This is a genomic window from Pseudoalteromonas aliena SW19 (assembly GCF_014905615.1).
GTDB classification, from domain to species: Bacteria; Pseudomonadota; Gammaproteobacteria; order Enterobacterales; family Alteromonadaceae; genus Pseudoalteromonas; species Pseudoalteromonas aliena.
In genome coordinates this window covers 278,251-299,660 of sequence record NZ_AQGU01000029.1, presented here as the reverse complement: position 1 = coordinate 299,660, position 21,410 = coordinate 278,251, and the positions used below count along the sequence as shown (strand labels likewise).

The 21,410-nt window shown below is 39.1% G+C and carries 16 protein-coding genes and 1 pseudogene; 1 reads left to right on the top strand and 16 read right to left on the bottom strand.

The window, feature by feature from the left end; genetic code table 11:
* Positions 1-43: 43 nt before the first annotated feature.
* Positions 44-763, top strand: a pseudogene (locus PALI_RS17700) (transposase); the annotation flags it as partial.
* A gap of 225 nt (positions 764-988) precedes the next feature.
* Here PALI_RS17700 and PALI_RS17695 read toward each other — a convergent pair.
* From PALI_RS17695 to tssB, 16 genes are all read right to left on the bottom strand, one after another.
* Positions 989-1,327 carry an immunity protein YezG family protein gene (locus tag PALI_RS17695; protein WP_193156895.1) on the bottom strand — a complete coding sequence of 113 codons (339 nt, stop codon included), beginning with the start codon at positions 1,325-1,327 and terminating at the stop codon, positions 989-991.
* Between the two features lies 1 nt (position 1,328).
* Positions 1,329-5,912, bottom strand: a complete 4,584-nt coding sequence (locus PALI_RS17690) for a DNA/RNA non-specific endonuclease (RefSeq protein ID WP_193156894.1) — start codon at positions 5,910-5,912, stop codon at positions 1,329-1,331.
* Positions 5,912-6,763 carry a hypothetical protein gene (locus tag PALI_RS17685; RefSeq protein ID WP_193156893.1) on the bottom strand — a complete coding sequence of 284 codons (852 nt, stop codon included), beginning with the start codon at positions 6,761-6,763 and terminating at the stop codon, positions 5,912-5,914. The genes PALI_RS17690 and PALI_RS17685 overlap by 1 nt, the downstream gene beginning before the upstream one ends.
* Positions 6,760-7,788, bottom strand: a complete 1,029-nt coding sequence (locus tag PALI_RS17680; RefSeq protein ID WP_193156892.1) for a hypothetical protein — start codon at positions 7,786-7,788, stop codon at positions 6,760-6,762. Before PALI_RS17680 ends, PALI_RS17685 begins: the two co-directional genes overlap by 4 nt.
* A gap of 2 nt (positions 7,789-7,790) precedes the next feature.
* Complete coding sequence (locus PALI_RS17675; RefSeq protein WP_077535561.1) at positions 7,791-8,081, bottom strand: PAAR domain-containing protein; 291 nt, start codon at positions 8,079-8,081, stop codon at positions 7,791-7,793.
* A gap of 31 nt (positions 8,082-8,112) precedes the next feature.
* The gene (locus tag PALI_RS17670; protein ID WP_077535560.1) at positions 8,113-8,469 is read right to left on the bottom strand and encodes a hypothetical protein; all 357 of its coding nucleotides are present in this window, start codon (positions 8,467-8,469) and stop codon (positions 8,113-8,115) included.
* 7 nt (positions 8,470-8,476) lie between these two features.
* Positions 8,477-10,330, bottom strand: coding sequence for a type VI secretion system tip protein TssI/VgrG (gene tssI, locus PALI_RS17665; protein WP_193156891.1), 1,854 nt, complete (start codon positions 10,328-10,330; stop codon positions 8,477-8,479).
* Between the two features lie 73 nt (positions 10,331-10,403).
* Entirely contained in the window at positions 10,404-10,883 is a 480-nt protein-coding gene (locus tag PALI_RS17660; RefSeq protein ID WP_077535558.1) for an Hcp family type VI secretion system effector, read from the bottom strand.
* Between the two features lie 249 nt (positions 10,884-11,132).
* Positions 11,133-13,736 (bottom strand): type VI secretion system ATPase TssH, encoded by a 2,604-nt coding sequence (gene tssH / locus PALI_RS17655; protein WP_193156890.1) that lies wholly within the window; start codon positions 13,734-13,736, stop codon positions 11,133-11,135.
* A 22-nt stretch (positions 13,737-13,758) separates the two neighbouring features.
* Positions 13,759-14,748 carry a type VI secretion system baseplate subunit TssG gene (gene tssG / locus PALI_RS17650; RefSeq protein WP_077535556.1) on the bottom strand — a complete coding sequence of 330 codons (990 nt, stop codon included), beginning with the start codon at positions 14,746-14,748 and terminating at the stop codon, positions 13,759-13,761.
* Positions 14,745-16,571: a type VI secretion system baseplate subunit TssF gene (gene tssF / locus PALI_RS17645; RefSeq protein ID WP_077535555.1), complete on the bottom strand. Its 1,827-nt coding sequence runs from the start codon at positions 16,569-16,571 to the stop codon at positions 14,745-14,747. Before tssF ends, tssG begins: the two co-directional genes overlap by 4 nt.
* Positions 16,568-17,053 (bottom strand): type VI secretion system baseplate subunit TssE, encoded by a 486-nt coding sequence (gene tssE, locus PALI_RS17640; RefSeq protein ID WP_077535554.1) that lies wholly within the window; start codon positions 17,051-17,053, stop codon positions 16,568-16,570. The genes tssF and tssE overlap by 4 nt, the downstream gene beginning before the upstream one ends.
* 15 nt (positions 17,054-17,068) lie before the next feature.
* Positions 17,069-17,848, bottom strand: coding sequence for a type VI secretion system accessory protein TagJ (locus tag PALI_RS17635; protein ID WP_182702327.1), 780 nt, complete (start codon positions 17,846-17,848; stop codon positions 17,069-17,071).
* Positions 17,849-17,850: 2 nt separating this feature from the next.
* Positions 17,851-19,377: a type VI secretion system contractile sheath large subunit gene (gene tssC, locus PALI_RS17630; protein WP_182702326.1), complete on the bottom strand. Its 1,527-nt coding sequence runs from the start codon at positions 19,375-19,377 to the stop codon at positions 17,851-17,853.
* A 36-nt stretch (positions 19,378-19,413) separates the two neighbouring features.
* The gene (tssC, locus tag PALI_RS17625; RefSeq protein WP_138585659.1) at positions 19,414-20,904 is read right to left on the bottom strand and encodes a type VI secretion system contractile sheath large subunit; all 1,491 of its coding nucleotides are present in this window, start codon (positions 20,902-20,904) and stop codon (positions 19,414-19,416) included.
* Positions 20,901-21,404, bottom strand: coding sequence for a type VI secretion system contractile sheath small subunit (gene tssB / locus PALI_RS17620; RefSeq protein WP_077535550.1), 504 nt, complete (start codon positions 21,402-21,404; stop codon positions 20,901-20,903). The genes tssC (PALI_RS17625) and tssB overlap by 4 nt, the downstream gene beginning before the upstream one ends.
* Between the last annotated feature and the right edge of the window lie 6 nt (positions 21,405-21,410).

The window sequence follows — 21,410 nt, the reverse complement described above, 5'->3', positions numbered from 1 at the left end:
TCGCCATACTGCAAAAATTAGGGTGGGTGTCTAGTTTATTTATGCAAGTATCCCAGTTGCCTTTAAACTCATAACAAAGCCAATTAAATATTCTGATATTGCTACGAAAAAAATAAAAAGGAAAAGTGAAACAACTAAAAATGAAGATTTAATTTCGATACTCAAAGCATGTAAGAAAAATCAGCTAAAGTGGCGCTATGTATTAGCTGACAGCTGGTTTTCGTCTATTGGAAATATGAAGTTTATCCATGAGAAGATGAAAAAATATTTTTTACTCGCCTTAAAAAGTAATCGCTTAATAGCACTTAGCAAAGAAGATAAATTACAAGGACGCTTTGTGCGTATTGATTCATTAGATTGGTCAGACTCCCCAATTTGTGGTTGGGTAAAAGGAATGGATATTCCCATTATTTTACATCGACAAATTTTTAAAAACAAAGATGGCAGTGAAGGGATATTATATTTGATCAGCAATGATATTGAACAGGATAAAGAGTCAATGGAAACAATCTATCAAAAACGATGGAAAGTAGAAGTTTTTCACAAAAATATAAAATCGAATACAGGACTTGCAAAATCACCAGCGAAAAAAGTCAAAACACAGAGCAATCACATTTTTATGTCACTGCTTGCAACGGCAAAGTTGGAGGGGTTAAGTATTAAAAAAAGCTTAACCACATTTGGATTGAAAACGAAGCTTTATATCAAAGCTCAAAAAGAAGCGCTTAGGGCCTGGCAACTGATGCAGCCCTCAACTGCGTAACATCAGTTACATAATTACCAAAATGCTGTGTTTTAATATTACCTTGACTGCATAGCCATAAAAGACTTAAGCAAAATTGCTTAAGTCTTTAAACATCCATATTTTTAAAGATCAAATTTAAATGATATTGATAATTATGAAAAAGCGAGTTTCTAACTTCTTGCAGAAAAAATTCGCTGACATTTAAAAAATTTAGAGAACTTTCATAGTAATTTTTTACTAGACTCATTCATTATTCAGTTGTTCAATTTCATCTGCCAATTCTTGATCCCAAGAAAAATCGATATTGAATTCACCAGTTGGCTTCAAATTAAATACAGCACGGTTCCACTTATTCGAATCATTTTCAGTAGTTATTTCATGTAGTTCTTCTACATCATCGAAAATACTATCATCAACCTCGAAGTAACTAACTGAGGTTCCAACTTTATAATTTCCAGAAAAATCGCCAGCATCTCCAAACCACTCTATTTCGATAGATGCAGTTTCCCAGTCATTCTTTATGCTATTGACGATGCCATCAGCTATAGACAAATAGATTTCTTGTATTTCTCTATTTTTCATTCTAACCTCCTGATTTATTTTTAAAAATACGCTTAGATGGCTTTCCATCTACTTTATAGCGAACAACAAATTTACTTGGGCGCTTAGATTCTCCTTCATACACAGCTTGAATATCAACCTCAACACTCTTGGGCGGCTCTTCTTTTAAAGCCTTTGCCCATTTATTTTCCATGCTCTTCCAAGCACCTTTATTGAGGTTGCCATCCATAGCTGCATAATTTATCTGTTCGCCTGGTCCGTCAAAAATAGAGGCTATTAAATGACCACCTTCATCTTTATCTAGTCCATCTTTAATACCATCTAGCTTACCCGCCTTAGCTTGTTGGTACGTATTTCTATCTGCTTTTGATAAATCCAGTTTACCACTTACTGAGTTTACTCGTCCAAGTTCATCAGTCGCGTATGTGTAATTACCAACTTCATACTTAGTATTTGGTTCTAACTTACCATTAAGGGCTTTATTCCAACCACCTTTTTTACCTGGATCTAGCTTTATGACATCATCCAGCTTTTTAACAATTGGCTCTAGCGCTTTATCTGCGACTTTCCCTGGTACTAAAGCAATGGCAACAGCTGCTGCGCCTGCTGCCGTTGGACCCGTATCTACCATTTGCATTATTGATTCAGCAGCATCAGCTAATCCTTCAACCAGCCATTCTACAGGAGTAATGCTAATCGGCGTTATCGCATCTGCCATTGGATCAGTGTGATCATAAGCAGGCACTTCAATCGGTTTTGTTTCCTTACAACTCAACCCAAACGGATCCACCCAATTAACCGGATTTGGCGCATATTGGTAATGGTTTATTCCACCCACTAGTCCAATCGGATCTTGGTTTATAAAGCGCTGTTGTTTGGGGCTGTAGTAGCGGTAGCGGTTGTAATGTAGCCCGCTCTCCTCATCTAAATACTGCCCTTGAAAACGGATTGGTTGAGTGAAAGAGTCTTCTTTATTTGATTCTGCTTTTAACTCTTCGTAGCCATACACATCGGCTTGATTTTCCCATACAACTTCTGCTTTGTTGTTTGTCACAAAACGTGGGGTATTCAGTTGGTCTAGGTGGTAATAATACACCTCGCCTTTTTTAATTAGCGCGACTGGGTGAAATTGATTCGGTAGATTAATATACCAAGTATATTCACCGTGTTGGCATTCACCGATTAACTGGTCGTTATCCCAAATGTAGTCAATTTTACCGTGTTCGGTGTGCTTGGCAATACGACGCCCGAGTGGGTCGTAGTCGTATTGAGTAAGCGTGCCGTTGTTGTTAAAACAGCTTAATTGGTTAAACGCGTTATATTCACGGCGGGTTTTAATGCCTTTGCCGGTTTCGCGTATTTGGTTACCGAACTCGTCGTAGTAAAAGTCGCTGTCGCCAAAGTGAGTTAGGCGGTCTGCGTCGGTGGCACTGTTTATTGTGGTGTTGTTAGTGCACTCATTGTTTACTACTGAGTCGGCATTATTACTAGGGGCTAAATTATTTGATGCTAAATCGCTGTATTCGCTATGGGTGGCGCGTGTTAAATCAATAGAAGAGCTAGCTGTATTCTCATTATTGGCAGCATTATACTTTGTACTCTGCTCGCGACTTACTGTATTACTATTATCTGTATCGCTAGTGTCTGTATCGCTTTTGCTTGCTTGCACTGTTTGGCTTTGCGGGTTGCCAAAGCTATCCCACTGGTATTGGGTGATTTTATTGTTCTGCTCGCCTGCTAAAGTTTGTTGTATTAACTGCCCCAAGCTGTTGTATTCAAAATTGATATTGTGGCTGCTTACACCTTCGTTTTTACGGGCAATCAACTGATTAATGCTGTCGTAATTGTACGTACAGATATCGAATAGTGCTTGTGCTGGGTGTGTAAGCTGTTGCTGTGTTAAGCGGTTGAATACATCAAACTCTTGAGTAAGGGTTATGCTGTTGCCAAACTTTTGCGTTTGAATATTGCCTTGGCTGTCGTAACTTAAGGTTGCGAGCGGCTTTGCTGCGCTAGCTGAATCATTCGTTTTGCTGTTGGCTTGCTGTAAGTGAATAGCACTTAGCTGACCAAACTTATTGTAGCTGTAGTTAAGCGTGCTTGAGTCTGGCAGCGTCAGTGTTTGGCGCCTGCCGTAGTCGTCGTAGCTGTACTTTAGGGTATGCGCTTGTTGCTGGTTATGTACTTGCTCGGCATGCAGTAACCGCCCGCCTTTATCAAACTGCTGCTTTAAGGTTGATTGTGCGTTGTGGGCACGGGTAATTTTACCTTGCAGGTTATAGCCGTAATAATTGGCGTTATTAACGATATGTGAGTCGGTTGCCAAGCTTGCATGTTGTGCGGTTACGCGGCCTAGGCTGTCGCGCTCTATTTTTACGTGGCGTTTATCGCTTTGTGTTACCGAGGCTAAGCGGTTACAGGCATCGTATTTATATTGCTGTAGCGTGCCATCAAACCCAGTGACTTGTGTTGGGTTTTCGTTAGCATCGTAACTTATGCGGTATACGTGACCGTCGCTTCGCTCAATGGCGGTTAAGTTACGCTCTTTGTCATAGGTTAAATGCAGTGCGCTACCATCGGGCTGAATCACACAATGTGGCTGGCTTAGCCCTTCAAAGTGTTGCTCGGTGGTGTCGCCATTGCTGTTTTGTGAGCTTATTAGCCGCCCTGCTTCGTCGTAACTAAAATGTTGATGCTGTTTATGTTCAGGCTCGTTTTCGTCAAAGGCGGTGGTTTGCGCAAGCTGCCCATGCGCGTTGTATTTGTATTGAGTCAGCAGCCCTGCGTTATTGATGGTGGCGTTTACACGCCCTAAATTATCGTAGCTGTAACGTATTAGCTCGTCGTTATGGTGCTTGGCTAATAGCTCACCTTGCTCGTTCCATACAAATTGGGTGATTTGGCCGTTTTTATTAATATGCTGTGTTAACTGGCCAAGCTTATCGTAGCTGTACAACGTGGTGCGGCCATCGGCAAAGGTTTCGCTTTGCAGTAAACCCGCTACGCTGTATTTGCGCGTAATGGTTTGCCCATCTGGCAAGGTGGTTAATACCCGTTGCCCGAGTTGGTTATACGCAAATTGAGTTTGGTTGCCATCAGACTGCGTGATGGAGGCTAATTGCCCATAAGGCGTATAGCTGTAACGCGTTATGCTGTTATCGGGTTTAACGTCGGTTACTTTTTGGCCCTGTGCGTTATACGCGTATTGCCACACATGACCATTGGGGTCGGTGTGTTTTACCAATTTACCTTGCGCGTTGTGTACAAAGTGCTCTTTATGGCCCCGTGAATCTATACAGGTTGTTTCGCCGCGCTCAAGGTTGTATTCAAACTGATAGGTATAGGTGTTGTTATCGCCCCATTGCTTTATACATTTAGCACTCGGTGAATAGCTATCCCACTCAAAGTGATGGCTAAAACCGCTGGCTCGGGTTCGCTTAGTTAATAAATTAGCGGCGTTGTAGGCGTAGCGTTCAGTCTCGTTTTGCTGATTAGTGGCTTGAACAAGGTTGTTGTTTTCATCGTATTCATAGGTTGCAAGTACGGGGTATATAAGCTGCTGTTTATTATTTTTATCGCTCTGATACGCTGCAATTTTACTCAGTAAACCCTGTTGGTTGTAACTAATAATACAACCACGTACTTTGTTGACTTCTATACGATTTATGCGCTCTTTTGCATCGTAATAAAAACCAATACGTTGACCTTTCTCATTGATTATTTTTTCAAGCAACCATGAATTTTCACCGGCTTTAAAGGTCAAGTGTTGGTCGTCAGGCGTCACGAGCACGTGCTTGCCATTGGTTTGATAATGCAGTGCCAGATTACTGCTTAACTGATAGCTCGATTGCCCAGGCTTTACTTTTTCAAAGCGGTGTTTAGCGCCATGCTCGTCTTGGTATTCTAACCAATACGTGCCTTTTTGTTTGGGCCCTACTTTGGGTGGCGGCTGGTAATGCTCAGTTAAGCGCACCATAAAGTCGTGTCGCCAACCATTGCCCATCACACTGTACACATCGGCATGGGATGAACGGTACAAACGTCGCCATATTAATTGGCGGCTGCCTGCTAAAGTAAAATCAATAAGCGGCAGTATTTCTTCACCCGATAGCATTGAAACTGGGTCTGAGCGGCATGCTTGCTCAGTAATAGGGGTTTCACTTGCGGTCGCATTACTGGCACTGCCTGAGTTAGATTTAGGCGCTTGTGCGGCGCTTTTACCAGATGCAGGAGACGCGCTCTTTTTCGTTGATTTTTTACCCGCTGAGCCGCTGTTTGTGTTATCGCTTACCTGAATAGCCGACTTGGCTTTTTGGTGGTAACACGTCACAGCGCCTGAAATAAGGGCTTGGGTGAGTGCGCTCGCTGTTTCGCGTGCAGTTGCACTGCGGGAGCACCCCACACCCGCACTATTGAGTAAATTAATGACATCGAGGCGCTTAGTGGCATCGCTTGTTAATGTACTGCCAACTTGGGCAATTTGCTTGCTTGCGCTTTCAGGAGTATTTGCCACGGCAGGGGCATAACCAGACGGCGTACTACCTTTACCAGCAACTAGGCAAATAGGGTAACTCGTTCCTTGTAAAACAACTGTATTATTTTGCATTAGTTGTGTACTTCCTCACTTATCCATAAGTATGATGCTGTTGCTTGGTGTTTTGCTTGCTCTTGCGAAATCATTAAGGCATGTTCGTAATGATTAATAATCACGGGGCTTGTTGTTAATTGGTACAAATTAACTAATCCCTCAAGGGCACCAATTTGGCCTAGTTTATAATTAGGCAGCTCATAATGTGTATGCTCATTAATTAAAGTACTGAGCAATTGTAAATTATTCACCCACACGTCGCCGTCGGGATTAATGCCATTTCCTGGCGCAAAAATGATGTCTATTGGCTGCTGAGTTTGCTCTACTATTCGCGAAAACATACCATTTAATTGATTATGCTTTAAAAAATCGACAGTCGGTGCCAACTCAAAACCAGATTGTGACCAGCCCGATTTTATATGCTCAAACGTGGCAAGTGCACCACCAACGCCTTGGTAACTGTATTCACCTTGAGCATTTGCTTTAAAGGTTGCATCAAGTGCAATAACGTTTACTTTATCCCAGTTATTTTTTTTAGCTAATGCAACCAATGCATGCGCACCCGTTGCACCATAAAACAATAAGTGCTCAACATGATCTGGATACAGCTGCTTTAAACTACTTTCAAAAACTTGCTTAAGCTCATTTTGATATGACAACGCAGGTAAAAGCCAGACCAGTGGTCTATTTAAATCCTCTACATTAGCCATTAACGCTTTAGACTTAACTATACAGTCGTATATACATATATCCCACGATTGCCAAACGGACTTCGCTGAGGCAACCGTGATCTCACCATACACAAGCTCATCAATGCTTGTTTCAGCAATAACCAAAAAATCATTAATTTCAATGCTGAAAGCGCTCATTTTTGCACTCCAGAGCTTACTTTTTCTGCCGCTACATGTCGGTAGTAGGTGTATAAATTAAATAAAGCTTGGCTGTAGCTGTCCATTGCTGACATTTGTATTGCATTTAATGGCTCATCAAGCACTTTACCCGCTATTAATCGTTGTGTTGAGAGCTGAGTTTCGTATTTTGGCCAATTTAGCTTTAACTGTTGCTGAAAATCTATAAGGGCATGTTCATCATCATTATATGCTTGAACTTGTGTTTCAAAATTAACAAGCAAATCTAGTGTTTCGCCTAATGTACGTTTAATTAGCGCTATAATTTTTTTTGGTTGCTCTAATTGCAGTAATGACGCATTAGCAAGAGGCACAAGCTTTACAAAACCACTTTGTAATAGCACCTGTAAGGTATCATCAATACAAAGCGTGTTACTTGCGTGATTACCTATTTTATTAACTTGGTCGGCGCTTAGTAATAATAAAAAAAGTGACATTAACGGTGAGTTAATTAGCTCATTTTTACAAAGTTCATCGAAAATAGTGAGCATGCTTTCATTACTCGACTCTTCAGTGACTAATATAGCCTGATTTATTGCAATAAGTGCTTGTTCTGAATGCTCGCTTTGAGCCGTGTAAGCAAAAAACAACGTAGTAACGTCAAGTAACCGAATAAGATTAAAACTATGCTGTTGCAACAATACTTTACTTATAATAAGTTTTGCGAGCACCGTTAATTTGGGCTCATTTAGGACATTATTTATAAACGTTATGTTTATGTTTTGAGGCAAATTTGCCATTATTTCAATACATGCTTGGGAAACAATGGCTGGATTTTCGTCACTTTCTATAAGCGAAATAAGTAAATCCAACTTTGGCGCTGTAAATGCCCGGGATAAGTTATTGCATTTGGCGTTTAGCCAGCATAATTCTAACACTCTTTTTTTCAGCATTTTTACATGCCCTACCGACGTAAACGGACACAGCTGCGCATTACTAATAGCAAGTAATTGAGCTGGGTGATTACTTAAGTAGTTAGACAGCAAGGTTACCCACCTATTAATACAGTCGGATTGCCAACAACTATTTTGCCGCCATGTGAGCTATCATCGCCCAGTCGAGCTGCAGGTTTACCGTTAATTTTAACCGTGCCAGAGCCACTTTTAATACTATCCGGTGGACCAACGCATACCATCATGTCGCCTTTACGCGCCGCAGGTATACCGCCTATTAATACGTTAGCCGAACCTAAAACAATAGGACCGCCAACATGAGGAACATTACCTATAAATTTAGGACAAACGTGCATATGTCCTATTGTAGCAGCGGGCTTACCCATTGAGACTCCTTGTCTTATTACGGTTTAACGTTTATTCGTATAAAGGAATAATTAATAACTTATTTTGAGTAACTAAAAGAGATAGCTCTTCAATTAGCTCGCCTTTTGTATAATCCGACAGCGCCACAGGGCTTTGCATTGCATACTGATACAAACCAGATACAACATCTTCGCTATTGAGTGTGTTATGCAAATAAATAAAAAACTGCTGAGCAAAGTAACCATTCATCGCTTTTAAATGACTGATAGCAGGGCTTAACAAAGGGTCATCCGGCCTATTAATCGGTAAACACACTAAATGGGGCAAGCCATAACGACAATATACAACATGCCCATTATTATTAATGCCGTTTCGAAGTCCTGCTTGAAAACTATTTATTATTTCCATAATTGCATTAATTTAATTTAATTAAGCCAGCAGATAAAGTGATTGCACTACCATCAACTTTTATATTGCTGCCTTTAATATCTATATTAGTGCCTTCGATAGTGATGTTACCGCTACTGCTCATTTTTATTTGTGCTGAGCCAGTTTTAATAATAATCTCATCGCCCGCTTCTATATTTAATGTTTTACCCACTTTTAGCGTGTCGTTTTTCTTTATATCAGAGAGACGATTTGCCGTAACGTTTAAACTATCGTCATTACCTATTTCGACTTTTCGATCGTTATCTATTTTTTCATTTTGATCGTTTTTAACATACAGTTGCTTATCTTTTTCGGCTTGAATATAAACAAGCTCACTGCCTTTTTTGTCTTCAAATCGTAATTCGTTAAAGTTATCTGCGCCGCCCTCTTTTGTAGAACGCGTTTTAATCCCGCTTTGTGTTTTTTCAGCGGGTAATGCATACGGAGGCATTAAATCAGCGTTGTATATTGCACCGCTGATAATAGGCTGATCTGGATCGCCATTAATAAAATCAACAAGCACCTCTTGCCCAACACGTGGGAAAAAGAAAGCGCCCCATTTTTTTCCGGCCCAATTTTGTGAAACTCGGATCCAACACGAGCTTTTTGAGTCTTTTTTACCTTCACGATCCCAGTCAAACTGCACTTTAACGCGACCAAACTGGTCAATCATTATTTCGTCAGCACTATCACCGGTGACTATTGCTGTTTGTACCCCATTAATTACAGGCTTTTTCTTATTAATTTGTGCTCTGTAGGGTATTTCTTTAGGTACGCACTCAAAATGGTTTGAATAAACCTCGTCTGCCGCGCTTTGCTGACCACCTGATTGATTAGGCACCGTAATCGACGTCATCATTGACGTGATTACAAAGGTTTTACCTTCTAATCGAGGGTCTTCGTGCTTTTTAAAGCCAAATAATTTACCCACCGTGAATGAGCGACAATCACTTCGGCCACTCGATAGTTTCATATCTCTTTGCAGTGATTCTAACTGAACTGACGCCATGCTAGCAGCACGCGGGTGACACTCAGATTCACCTGTGTATTCAAATATTTCTGATACCGATTGTGTTGGCAACTCAGGATTAGATTGCTCTCCGTCTGGGTATCTTGACGGTTGTTTAAAGTCGTAACCTATACGTTTAAAGCTGCCCGGCGCAATGCTTAAACCACCTTGCCAGCGCGATACATGTGATTCGCTAAGGTGACCGGTTGAGTAAACAACTTTAGCCTCATCGCATAATTCGTAAGCTGTAATATCATCAGCTAAAACAAGTGTATGATTGCTGCTTGAGTGTTCAAAAAAGTAAAAAATACCTTCATGCTGAAGCAAACGCTGAATAAAATCAAAATCAGATTCTTGGTATTGAACACAGTATTCGTACTTAGGATAGGTTTTGCTAGTTTTGTCTGAAAAAGCGACATTATGCTGACCAAATAAATCGGCAAAAATGTCTTTAATTGTTTTCTTTTGGAATATGCGACTATTTTTACGATTACGCATTGACGCAGCAAAAGGGACTATAGTTGCTTGGTAATCTATGTAGTTTTTTTGTTCGTCAACATCGGCGGTGCGACTACCATTAGAAACAAGATGACTGACTATACCGTGGTAATAACGCTCTGCGCCCCCATCTGCATTTTTAACCTTTATTGAGACAGGCTTACCCACTAAGTCTTCATGCGTTATTTGCTTGCCAATGGTGTACATATTAGCAGACATTACAAATAAATCTGACATTGCTTCTTGGGCAACAAAACGAGTTAAGTAAAGGGCATCTTTACCAGCAGGGGTGCTAATTTGAATTACGTTTTTGTCTTGTGTTGCTTTTTGCATTCCTTGCTTTTCCCATCCTAGAGATCAAAAAAAGCTCTGAGCAAAGCCCAGAGCCATTATTAGACAACAAATATTACATTTGTTGACCTTTAACACCGCTGTAACCATATACTAGTGGCGCAGTAATGTTATTTTGGTCGTCTGTAGGTGTCACTGTCATCATCATTTCTGTGTAGCTGATAGTGATAGTTTCAATTGGACGATCGTTTTGTACTGATACCGAGTAGCTAGAAATCATCGCATCTGTTAGTTCGATTTTCATGATTTCTTCTACTTTATCACCTTGTTTAGTGATATGGAAAATAGCTGGTAAACCTTTACCAATAGTCGCTTCTTTGAAAAGATCCGGAGATGCTTTATCTTGAAGTTTAGTAATTGTTACGTCGCCTAAACGAGTAGAGCTAGATTCACGATCCATCGCTGTACCAGTGGCTGAGCTAATTTCACGGCTTACGTTCCAATCTAATGATAAAACTGTAATTAAATCTTTGAAAGACTCAGCAGTAGTTTCGCCTTTGATTGAACCGTATTTTAAATATGTATTTGCTTGCATTTGATAATGCTCCTTTTAATTAAACAATGTTATCCATTAATACTGGATTCTTTACTTTGGTTTCCCAAAATTCCTTGAAATCATTATCTTTACTACAGCAACGAAAAGGTCTTCAGAATTCCTTTCCCTAGATGAAGACAATGTCTCAAAAATTCCATGTAGTTACCTAAGACGGCTAAAATTATAATGCCCTAGAATTAAAGAAACAACCTTAATTACTAGTTATTTTTAATTAAATTGAATTAAATCTTAATTCAGCGCCAGTTCAAATTCATTTTCGTTGATTAGCAGCGAAATAGCGGTAACTTGGTTGCCATCTACCATATTCGAGAGTAAAACCTCTGATAATAAAGGTAATACTTTATTCTGTAAAATCGTGTGAATATTTCGTGCACCTGAACCTGCATTTTGACAATTAGCAATAATATACTCAATTACGTCGTCAGTATAAGTAAGCTCAGCATCATAATGCTTTTTAACACGCTTAATTATTTTATCTATTTGCAGTCCTGCAATCTTGGTAAGGATATCGTCACTTAGTGGAATATAAGGTATGACGTTAATTCTACCTAAAAATGCTGGTTTAAATGAGCCCAATAAATCATCTTGCAATGCTTTAAGTAGCCCTTTAATGCTCGGCTTACTTTCTTCATCTTCAAACAAACTCATTGTCGTATCGGTGCCTACATTTGAGGTCATTATAATAATGGTGTTTTTAAAGTCGATATCTCTGCCTTCACCATCTTTAATTGTTCCTTTATCAAATACTTGATAAAAAATATCTTGAACACCTGGATGCGCTTTTTCCATTTCATCTAGCAATACAACACTGTAAGGTTTTCTTCTAACGGCTTCCGTTAAAATACCGCCTTCGCCATAGCCTACATAACCTGGAGGCGATCCCAGCAGTAACGATACTTTGTGCTCTTCTTTAAATTCAGACATATTGATAATAGTGACATTTTCCTCACTACCGTAAACTTCTTGGGCAAGCGATAGCGCAGTCTCAGTTTTACCGACACCACTTGGGCCAGCCAGCATGAAAATACCATTTGGTCTGCTTTCATCTGCCAGTTGAGCGCGAGAAGTTTGCACAACCTTTGCTATTAATTCCAGTGCATGGTCTTGCCCTACAACTCGCTGTTTCATTTGGCTCGCTAAATTTAAAATGCCATGAATTTCATCCTCATGCATTTTACCAACGGGAATACCTGTCCAGTCAGAAATAACCTGCGCAATTAACTCTTCGTCAACCTGCCAATGCACCATATTGTGCTCAAATGAGGCAAGCTTTTGCTTACTTTCTTTTAACTTATCAAGCATTTCACTCGTTGAGCTATCGTCTTCAGCATTAATTGATTGAAGGGCTTCGTTAAGCTCAACAACAATTTCTTTTTCTACTTTAAATTGCTCATTTAGCGGTAAAAGCTGAGTTTCTATATCAACCAATTCTGCTTTTAACGTATTTATCTGCTCTGAGTGATCTAAACCCGTTTTTTGCTCTCGATTTAGCATCAATACTTGCGTTTCTATTTCACTTAATCTATTTACAAGCTGCTCAATTGTACTTGGGGTCGATGCTTGGCTCATTGCAACGCGCGCGCATGCCGTATCAAGTAATGCAACCGCTTTATCGGGTAATTGTCGTGCCGTTATGTAGCGATGAGACAAATGCACCGCGCTCTCTAGTGCTTGCTCAGAAATAAATACCTTATGATGACGTTCCATCACCGGCACTAATCCACGCAGCATAGCCACCGCTTTTTCTGGTGTTGGCTCTTCAACCTTAACCACTTGGAAACGACGTGTAAGTGCGGCATCTTTTTCGAAGAACTTTTTGTACTCGGCCCATGTAGTCGCTGCTATTGTACGCAGTTCGCCTCGCGCTAATGCAGGCTTTAACAAGTTAGCTGCATCGTTTTGCCCGGCTGCACCACCACTACCAATCATAGTGTGTGCTTCGTCAATAAAAAGAATTACCGGATTAATTGCATTTTTCACTTCATTGATTAAAGATTTCAGACGGTTTTCAAACTCGCCTTTCATCCCAGCACCGGCTTGTAATAAAGCCAAATCTAAACTGTGAATTTTTACATTTTGCAAAACTGCAGGAACATCTTTTTGTGCAATTCTAAGTGCTAGACCTTCTACTACAGCCGTTTTACCAACACCAGCTTCACCGGTAAGTATTGGATTGTTTTGACGGCGCCTGGTTAAAATATCAACCATTTGACGAATTTCGAAATCGCGTCCTAAAATTGGGTCAATTTTACCTTCAAGTGCTTGCGCAGTTAAATCAACGGTAAATTGATCAAGACTCGGGGTTTTAGAATTCAAATTAGTCTGTGTTGTTGCACTTTGCACAGACTGATTGCGCTCTTCTGACTGCGCAACTATTTCTGGCCACGCATGTAAAAGCTGACCTGGTTCAATTTTATTAAACAGCTTGCTACAACGTGTTACTAAGCTTGAAAGCGTATCGTCTTTTGTTAGCGTATAAATAACATAAGCACTACGAATTTGGTTATCGGTAAATTCTATACTGGTACTTAGCCAAGATTGCTTTAATAAACTTGTAACATGAACCGATAAACTCGGCGATGATTCACTGCCGGTTTTTAACGATTCTAATGACTGGTTCAAGTCTTGTTGAACCTTATCAATATCGATATCAAATGATCCAAATATTAGTCTAACGTCATCTAGCTTTTGCTCAATCATCGCGAGTAACCAATGCTCCAGCTCAACAGTAAAATGACTGCGACTATTACAAATAGAAACAGCCGCTTCTAGACTTTTTCTACAATCAGGACTTAATTTCTCAACTAGCTTATTTAGTGTCATCGAAGACATACGCTGTTCCTTTTAATTTTAATTATCCTTTAAACGATAACTTAGTAGGGTGTGTTGTTAACTTGTTTTTACGTGCACTCAAAAAACTATTTGCACCAAGTTGATAATCATTATTCGACAGTTTTGTTGCCTCTAAATCTTGGAAGTTAGCTTCAATTACTAAACGAAACTGAACTGTATTTCCCACATAATCTTTTATTATTTTATTGGTCAATTTAAACAAACTACCGCTAGGTAGCAGTAATTTAGCTTTAAGTGGATCATCACAAGAAATATGAACTTCTATATTTGATGATATATCCCACACTTGCTTACCAATAACGGTATCAACGCCCAAACGAGCATGTTGTCCTTCGTAGAGTACTTGGCTGGCTAAGCATGTTTGTTCTTGTAATCGCAACTTATGCCACTGGCCAACCATTTGCTTGATCTGAACATTACACTCTAAATAAGAAGTTAAAATGTTTTTTAGATCAGAGGCATTTCTAATTTTTCGACTATATAAACCCGAAAAATGAAGTTGGTGCTCATTATAACCACCACTTAATAACCCTAAAATTTGGGTATACGAGTCTTTATTTTTATCTTTATTAATATGATTAAGCGCTGGTTTATATTTTTTCCACGCTCTGTAATACAGTGAAATTAGACGATGGTTAAACATGTCATAAAAATCACGCATCGTCGTATCTTTGTATCTCAAACGCTGCATAACCAGTTCACTATAAAACTGTGGTAAAGCACCTGAGCAACCCGTTAACCCCATAAACGACACTTGCATCGTGACTTTATGTAAACCCTCTTCGTAGCTAGTTTCTTCTAATTTAGTAATTGCATTACCAGGATAGCCAAACTTTTGAGTTGATGTAAATTTAATCAACTCTTGTTTGGGATTGCTATCGTAACCAACATGGCGGTGCTCTAATCCCTGCTTTTTAAGCTGATTTTCAATAATGAAAACCGCTTTATAAAAGTCGATTTGCGACGCTTGAGAAATAATATGCTTAATCATAAAAGAGGACTATCACCGACTCTTGCCGGCCATTGATAATATATTTGCTCTTGTTCTTTTAAGCGAAGACTGACACGCGTAAAGCTATTTATAGCTGAAAACTGCGCAAAAAAATGGTCCAGTATAGATGCAAAGAAAAACATACCACTGCCAGAGAAATCATCATTTGCAAAGGTAATTTCAATATCACTGCCTGTTGCAAAACTCACTCTACCACTTTGCACAACTCGTGCTGTAGAAGGCGTAATTAATACTCTATAAATATTATCAATCATGCCTTTTGTTTGTGGTGAGGCCCTAAAATCATAAAGTCTCAATACCTCTTTGAGTTTGCTGCAAGCATCGTCACCACTAAATGTGTCCAGGGTTAGATGATTTACTAACTGCCACCTCGTCGCGTCCGCCAAAATAGGCCGAACAGCGTGAGTAAAAGGGATTAAGCAGCGAATTTTTTTTATAACATCACCACGCTCAGGCATCAATAAACCCAGCTCATCATCACCAAAAGGCATACTGGCTGGCAAGTTTCTGTTGCTACAATTTGCACGGACAGTTAAAACAGTATTCCCTTCTCCATACTCCATTGCGGTATTTTCAAATGTAGCATCGACTAGAGACAAAAATGTTTCAGTTCCGGATTCAACATAACCACCTGCCCATGAGGCCGTTTCTCTGCGTATATGCCAAAATAAATCAGCATGACCGTGATATTTTGGGTGTGTTTGCCCATAAAAAGGAGACACGACTTGCTTGTTACCTTTATGATCAAAAGCAATGACTTCAGTCAGACCAATTACTTCTGAGATCTCTGAATCCATATAGCGCGGCGTTAATTTGTATTCATACTCACTTATTTCCGGACGAATCGGTTCCAGCTCTTGCTCAAATAAGTTAATGATGGGTGTGCAACCAAGCAAAAACATATTTTTATCGACTTGTTTTTCAAGCTCAGCTGACTCTGTATCTAGGTAAAAATAAACATTACATTGATTCGATTTTTTTGGAAGAGACGACTTTATCCCCTGTAATTCAAAAAACCTAAATTTCTCTGGAAAAGTAAAATTTTCAACTAATAAACGATAGCCCGCAGACGAGCGCTGCGAATAGGGAACAACGGCTTCATTTGAACTAAACCCAACGGCTTTTAGCTGACTCTTGGATAAGTACTTAATTCCTTCTTCACCATTATCAAATGCAATGCCGATGCAATGCTTAAACAATAACTCATACACTTTTAGAGTATGATGCCATTGTCCATTTATAAATATTCTTAGTTTTTCAAGCCCTGTTTCAGCAAGTGATACACCTTCGTACTCACCGGTTAATTCTAGCTTAAAAATAGATTTCGCTTTTTCATGCCAACGTGGTTTAGGTGCAACAAATGGGCTGTTATCAAACTGCACATTGGTAATTTCTACAGGCCATAGGTAGGTTTCGTAGCAAGTTTGAAACTTACATTGTTTCATCGACTCAACATTGGTTTCTACTTCACTCGCTTTTGGAATGATAATACCGGTTGTCGATAAATTTTCTGCTTCTAATTTTACTATCGACATTGAGGGAATAGGCGCTTGATAATCAGGAAACATTTGGCCCAATAAAGCATCCGTTAACTCTGGGAAACTGTCATCCAATTTTTGCCTGATATTTGCTGTTAAAAAAGCAAATGATTCAATCAACCTTGATACGTGAGGGTCTTCAATGTGATCTTCACTTAGCTTTAAACGCCCAGCTACTTTTGGGTATTTATCTGCAAAGTCTTTACCTAAGTGACGCACAAATGCTAATTCACGATTGTAATATTTTAATAATTCATCGTTCATAAAGATGCCTCAATAATCTTCATACCTAAGTTAACGGGCTCAACCTCAGAGTCAAAACTGATAAATTCAGGTTCAGGATCCGCATACAAAAGCGCATTTATACGTAAGTTAAGCACTCTATTTACAGGCACTTCTTCATCTGTAAACACCTCAACTTCAAGGAATCGCGGCTCAAATTTTAAAATTGTGTCCCTAACGGTTTCACACAATAATGTTCGCCCTTCGTGAGAGCTTACAGACATACTTGAAAAGTCTGGCAGACCGTATGATAAGCAAGATGTTGCTAACTCATTATATTGAGATGGCCAGGTATGCCATTGGATCCTTGCATTAAGCAACGCTTCTATATCCCTTCGTACATTATTTCTTAGCTCACTAATGGTAATACCTTCTGTACGAGAAGGCGCATCTTGAAAGTCTGGCTCATCGTCGATAAGTCTATCGATAATAGATGCTTGAAGCTGTTGCTTATGTTCAATCATAATAGTTCAAATGGATTAAACGCTTTCGAACACGTTTATTTTTAAATTTGGGATAGTGATTGCCTCGTCGTTAACAAACAGCATTTTCATCCCTTTACCAATAGTAAGCTCTTCTTTAAGATCGACCCAATCAGAAACTTGCCCTAGCTTTTCTAGTTCTGTATCTGCGTTTGCATACACCAGCGGTAAATGTGCAGTACCTGAAGGACCATCATTTTTAATAGTAATTTCAACTCTTAACCAAATACTTTCAAGTAACGATGCGTTTGGCTCTACTTTTAATGCTTCTATCTCATTAAAGTTTGCTAAATAAAACTCACCATTAGTGCCTAAAACCTCTAAATATGGCGCTAGGCTGTCATCAAGATCTCTCACTACTGAGTCGCTGTCTTGAGACGTTTCAATTCTTAGCAATTCCATTTCTTTCGCTAATTTGCCCGCTTCATCAATCTCGCCTTCGAGTAAAGCCATATGCATTTTTAAAAATAAAGTATCAAGCTCATCCGCTTCATGAAATAACTTAGGGATGCCTTTACCTTGATAAAAATCAACTCTTGATTGCTGTGCTCTAATTAAGTGGCGAAGGTTAACTGCACCCACCGCAAACTCTGGGTTTTTCTGAACCATAAAGTCTAACTGCTTATCCGCTTTTTCAAGCTCGCCATTAATGCAAAGTAACTCAGCATAAATACTTCTGATATCAAAGTTTAAAGGCTCATCTTGTAATTGTGTTGCGCACCAAGATAATGCATCAGTAAGTTTACCCTCGCGAATTAAGCTATGTATTTTTTTCATGACTATTCCTTTATTTTATGATGAGGACTGAGCTCTGTAATTAATTTTATACTAGAGACCATTTGATCTAATTGAAAATGTGGTTGTAACTGCAAAACAGAAAAATAGTGCCCTGGGTTAGCCTTGTTTTCACTGACTTTTATTCTAGCATTACTCAATGGGTACTTGCTTCTAATATGCTCAGAAGCGGAATCTGATGCCGTGGTATAGTTATTTATCCAAGCTTGTAAATCTCGTTCACAGGCCTGTGCTGTACTATAAGAACCCACTCTGTCACGTGCTAATAGTTTTAAATAATGCGCAAATCGAGAAACACATAAAATATACTGCAGCATCGATGATAAACGGGCATTGATATTCGCAGCATTTGAATCGTAGTTTATTGTTTTTTGAACCGATGCATTACTATAAAAAACAATATGCTCAGTATTTGTTACAGACGATGCTGGAATAAACCCAAGTTCAGAAAATTGTTTCTCAAATTTACTGGTTACCAGTAAATCTAAAGGCGGTTTTGCCTCTTTTTGATAGGTATCGTTAGCAAAACTATCTCGAGCAAGCCCTGTGACTAACCCTTTAGAAATTTTTCCAGGTTCTATACCGCGAATATGACCAAACCAACCGCTTTCACAATAGGCTCTTATTATTGTTGATACAAACTGATAAGCGGCGTTACCCCAAAGCATATCTGTCTCAGGGTTGGTTATTTGTTCTTTAAAATAAAAATCTTGATGGCGTTTTCCATCATTGCTGTAAGGGGGTCTTACTAATACATGGGGTAATGTGAATCCAACAAATCGGGACTCTTCCATTTTTCTAAAACTCTGCCATTTTGCGTATTCTGGCTGCTCAAAATGATTAAAAAGATCTGAATAATAGCCCAAGTCTGAAAAACTATCTGCACCAAACAAATTAGCTGAGGCAGAACAAATAAAGGGAGCAAATGCAGCGGCCGCAGTTCTTGAAATTTCTTTAATGGTGTCGATATCGTTGTGAGTTGTTCCTTCAGAGCAAGTATTGGTTATTTCATAATCGCCAATAACAACGCCAAAAGGCTCTCCTCCAGCACTATCAAATTCACTTTGGTAAAGTAATTGAAAAAACAAACTTTGGTCAAAATCAATCGCTTTATTTACATCTTTTGATAATGTAACCCAGTCGCAATTTAATAATTTTACTTTTACTTTATTTTCTTTGTCGTACTGTTCACTTTGCAGTAACAGCCACCATAAATTACGCCAGCTGGCTTCTAATTTTTGAAACTTTTTCGCGTGAATAATCGTGTTTAATTGATTAGATATTTGTTGATCTAATTCCACAATTATACGTTGTAGGTAGGGGCCAATAGATTCCTTATTCCATGAAATAGGTGAATCAGAAGAGCCTTCAAGCCATAATAACAATGCTTTATCTAGATTTTTTTCGTTCAAAAATCTATCAAGCAAAGCATCATTATCACTTATTCGAGACTGTGCTTTTTGTTGAAAAGCAATGTCTTGATTTATAAATGAAAACTCTTCGTGATTCATTCTACTGCATTATCCTTAACGCTTGAGATTAGTTTATTAACCAATCTCTGGAATTTTAGCTACAAGACGTAAAGAAGAAGTCAGTTCTTCCATTTGTAGCCAAGGCTTTAACCAAGCAACCGCATTGTAAGCGCCTGGTTGGCCTGGGATCTCTTTAACAGATACTTTTGCATCAGCTAATGGGTAACGTGCTCTAATATCTTGACCACCACCCTCTGTCGCATTAACGTATGACAGGATCCAACGGTTTAACCAAGACTCAACATCCTCAGCCTCCATAAAGCTACCGATTTTATCGCGCGCCATAACTTTAAGATAATGAGCAAAACGAGATGTTGCCATTAAATAAGGAAGACGAGCAGAAATAGCAGCATTTGCAGTTGCATCTGGTGTCGAATATATCTTTGGTTTTTGACAGCTTTGTCCGCCAAAGAAAACAGCGTAATCTGTGTTTTTATAATGACAAAGTGGTAGGAAACCTAATTTACTTAGCTCTGCTTCACGACGATCTGTAATACCGATTTCAGTAGGACATTTTAGATCCGGATCACCATCATCACTTGTGAATATATGCGTAGGAAGACCTTCAACTTTACCACCGCCTTCAGCACCACGAATAGCAGTACAAAAGCCGTATTGAGCAAAGGCTTTTGTCATATTAGTCGCCATCGCATAGGCTGCATTACTCCAGCAGTAGTCTTTATTTTCAGTACTCACTGAACGACCCGCTTTAGGCTCAACTTCAAACTCTTCGTAGTTAAACTCTTCTACAGGTTTTGACGCCGCACCATACGGCAGACGAGATAAGAAGCGAGGCATAGTTAATGATACAAAACGTGAATCATCGCTATCTCTAAATGAACGCCATTTTGTATATTCTAGCGATTCAAAAACTTTTTCTAAATCACGAGGCTTTGTTAGCTCTTCCCAGTTATCAAAACCAAATAAAGAAGGTGATGATGCAGCAATAAATGGGCAGAAACCAGCTGCGGCAACATTAGACATTAAACTAAGCGTTTCAACATCTTCTGGGTGATTAGTAAATTCAAAGTCACCTACAATAGTGCCATACGGTTCGCCACCAGGCGTGCCAAATTCAGACTCGTATATTTTCTTAAAGGTCTGACTTTGATCAAATTCAACCGCTTTACTTAAATCTTTATGAAGCTCTTTCTTCTTCATATTCAGAACACGAATTTTAAGCGTACCACTCGTTTCTGAATTCATTACAAGGTGGTGTAAACCACGCCATGAACCTTCAAGCTTTTGAAACTCTTCACTGTGCATAACAACGCTAAGCTGTTTCGATATTTTTTGATCGATTAACTGAATAGCTTCATTAAACGTCACTGTCATGTTTTTATTCCACTGAACAGTGCCTTTTAATGCCTCTTCTGTCAGTGTTTTAAGTAACTCTTCAGCGCGGCTTGCATCTGTTTGTTTAGTTGCGCCGATAGCTTGTTCTAAAAGTGAAGAACTTGCCTCAGAAGTAGACTCTAGTTCTGTACTTAATTGTTCAGTACTCATTTTTCAGTCTCCTCTAATTTCAATTCCTTCGCGATAGAATCTAAACTTGCTGTATTACTTAGTACTTCTTCTAATACATTCTCTAGTTCTTCTGAACGATCAATTTTAGTCATTAAATCACGTAGTTTGTTTCTCGTTTCCATTAACTTACGTAATGGTTCTACTTGATTTACAACGGCAGCAGGCTCAAAGTCTTCTATTGATTTAAAATTAAGGTCGACTTGAAATTCAGAACCATCATCCGTTAATGTATTTGCAACTTTCCAGCTCAGTGACGGACTCATACGTTTTAAAACATCATTAAAACTGTCACGATCTATTTGTATAAATCGTCTGTCTTTAAGAGGTTTTAAAGCATCGGTATTATCACCAGAGAAATCGCCCATTACACCAACAACAAATGGTAATTCTTTCTTTACCTCTGCGCCTTCCGTTTCTACATCATAAGTGATGTGTACTCTCGGTTTACGAACTCGTTTTAATTTATCATGGATACTCATTGAGAA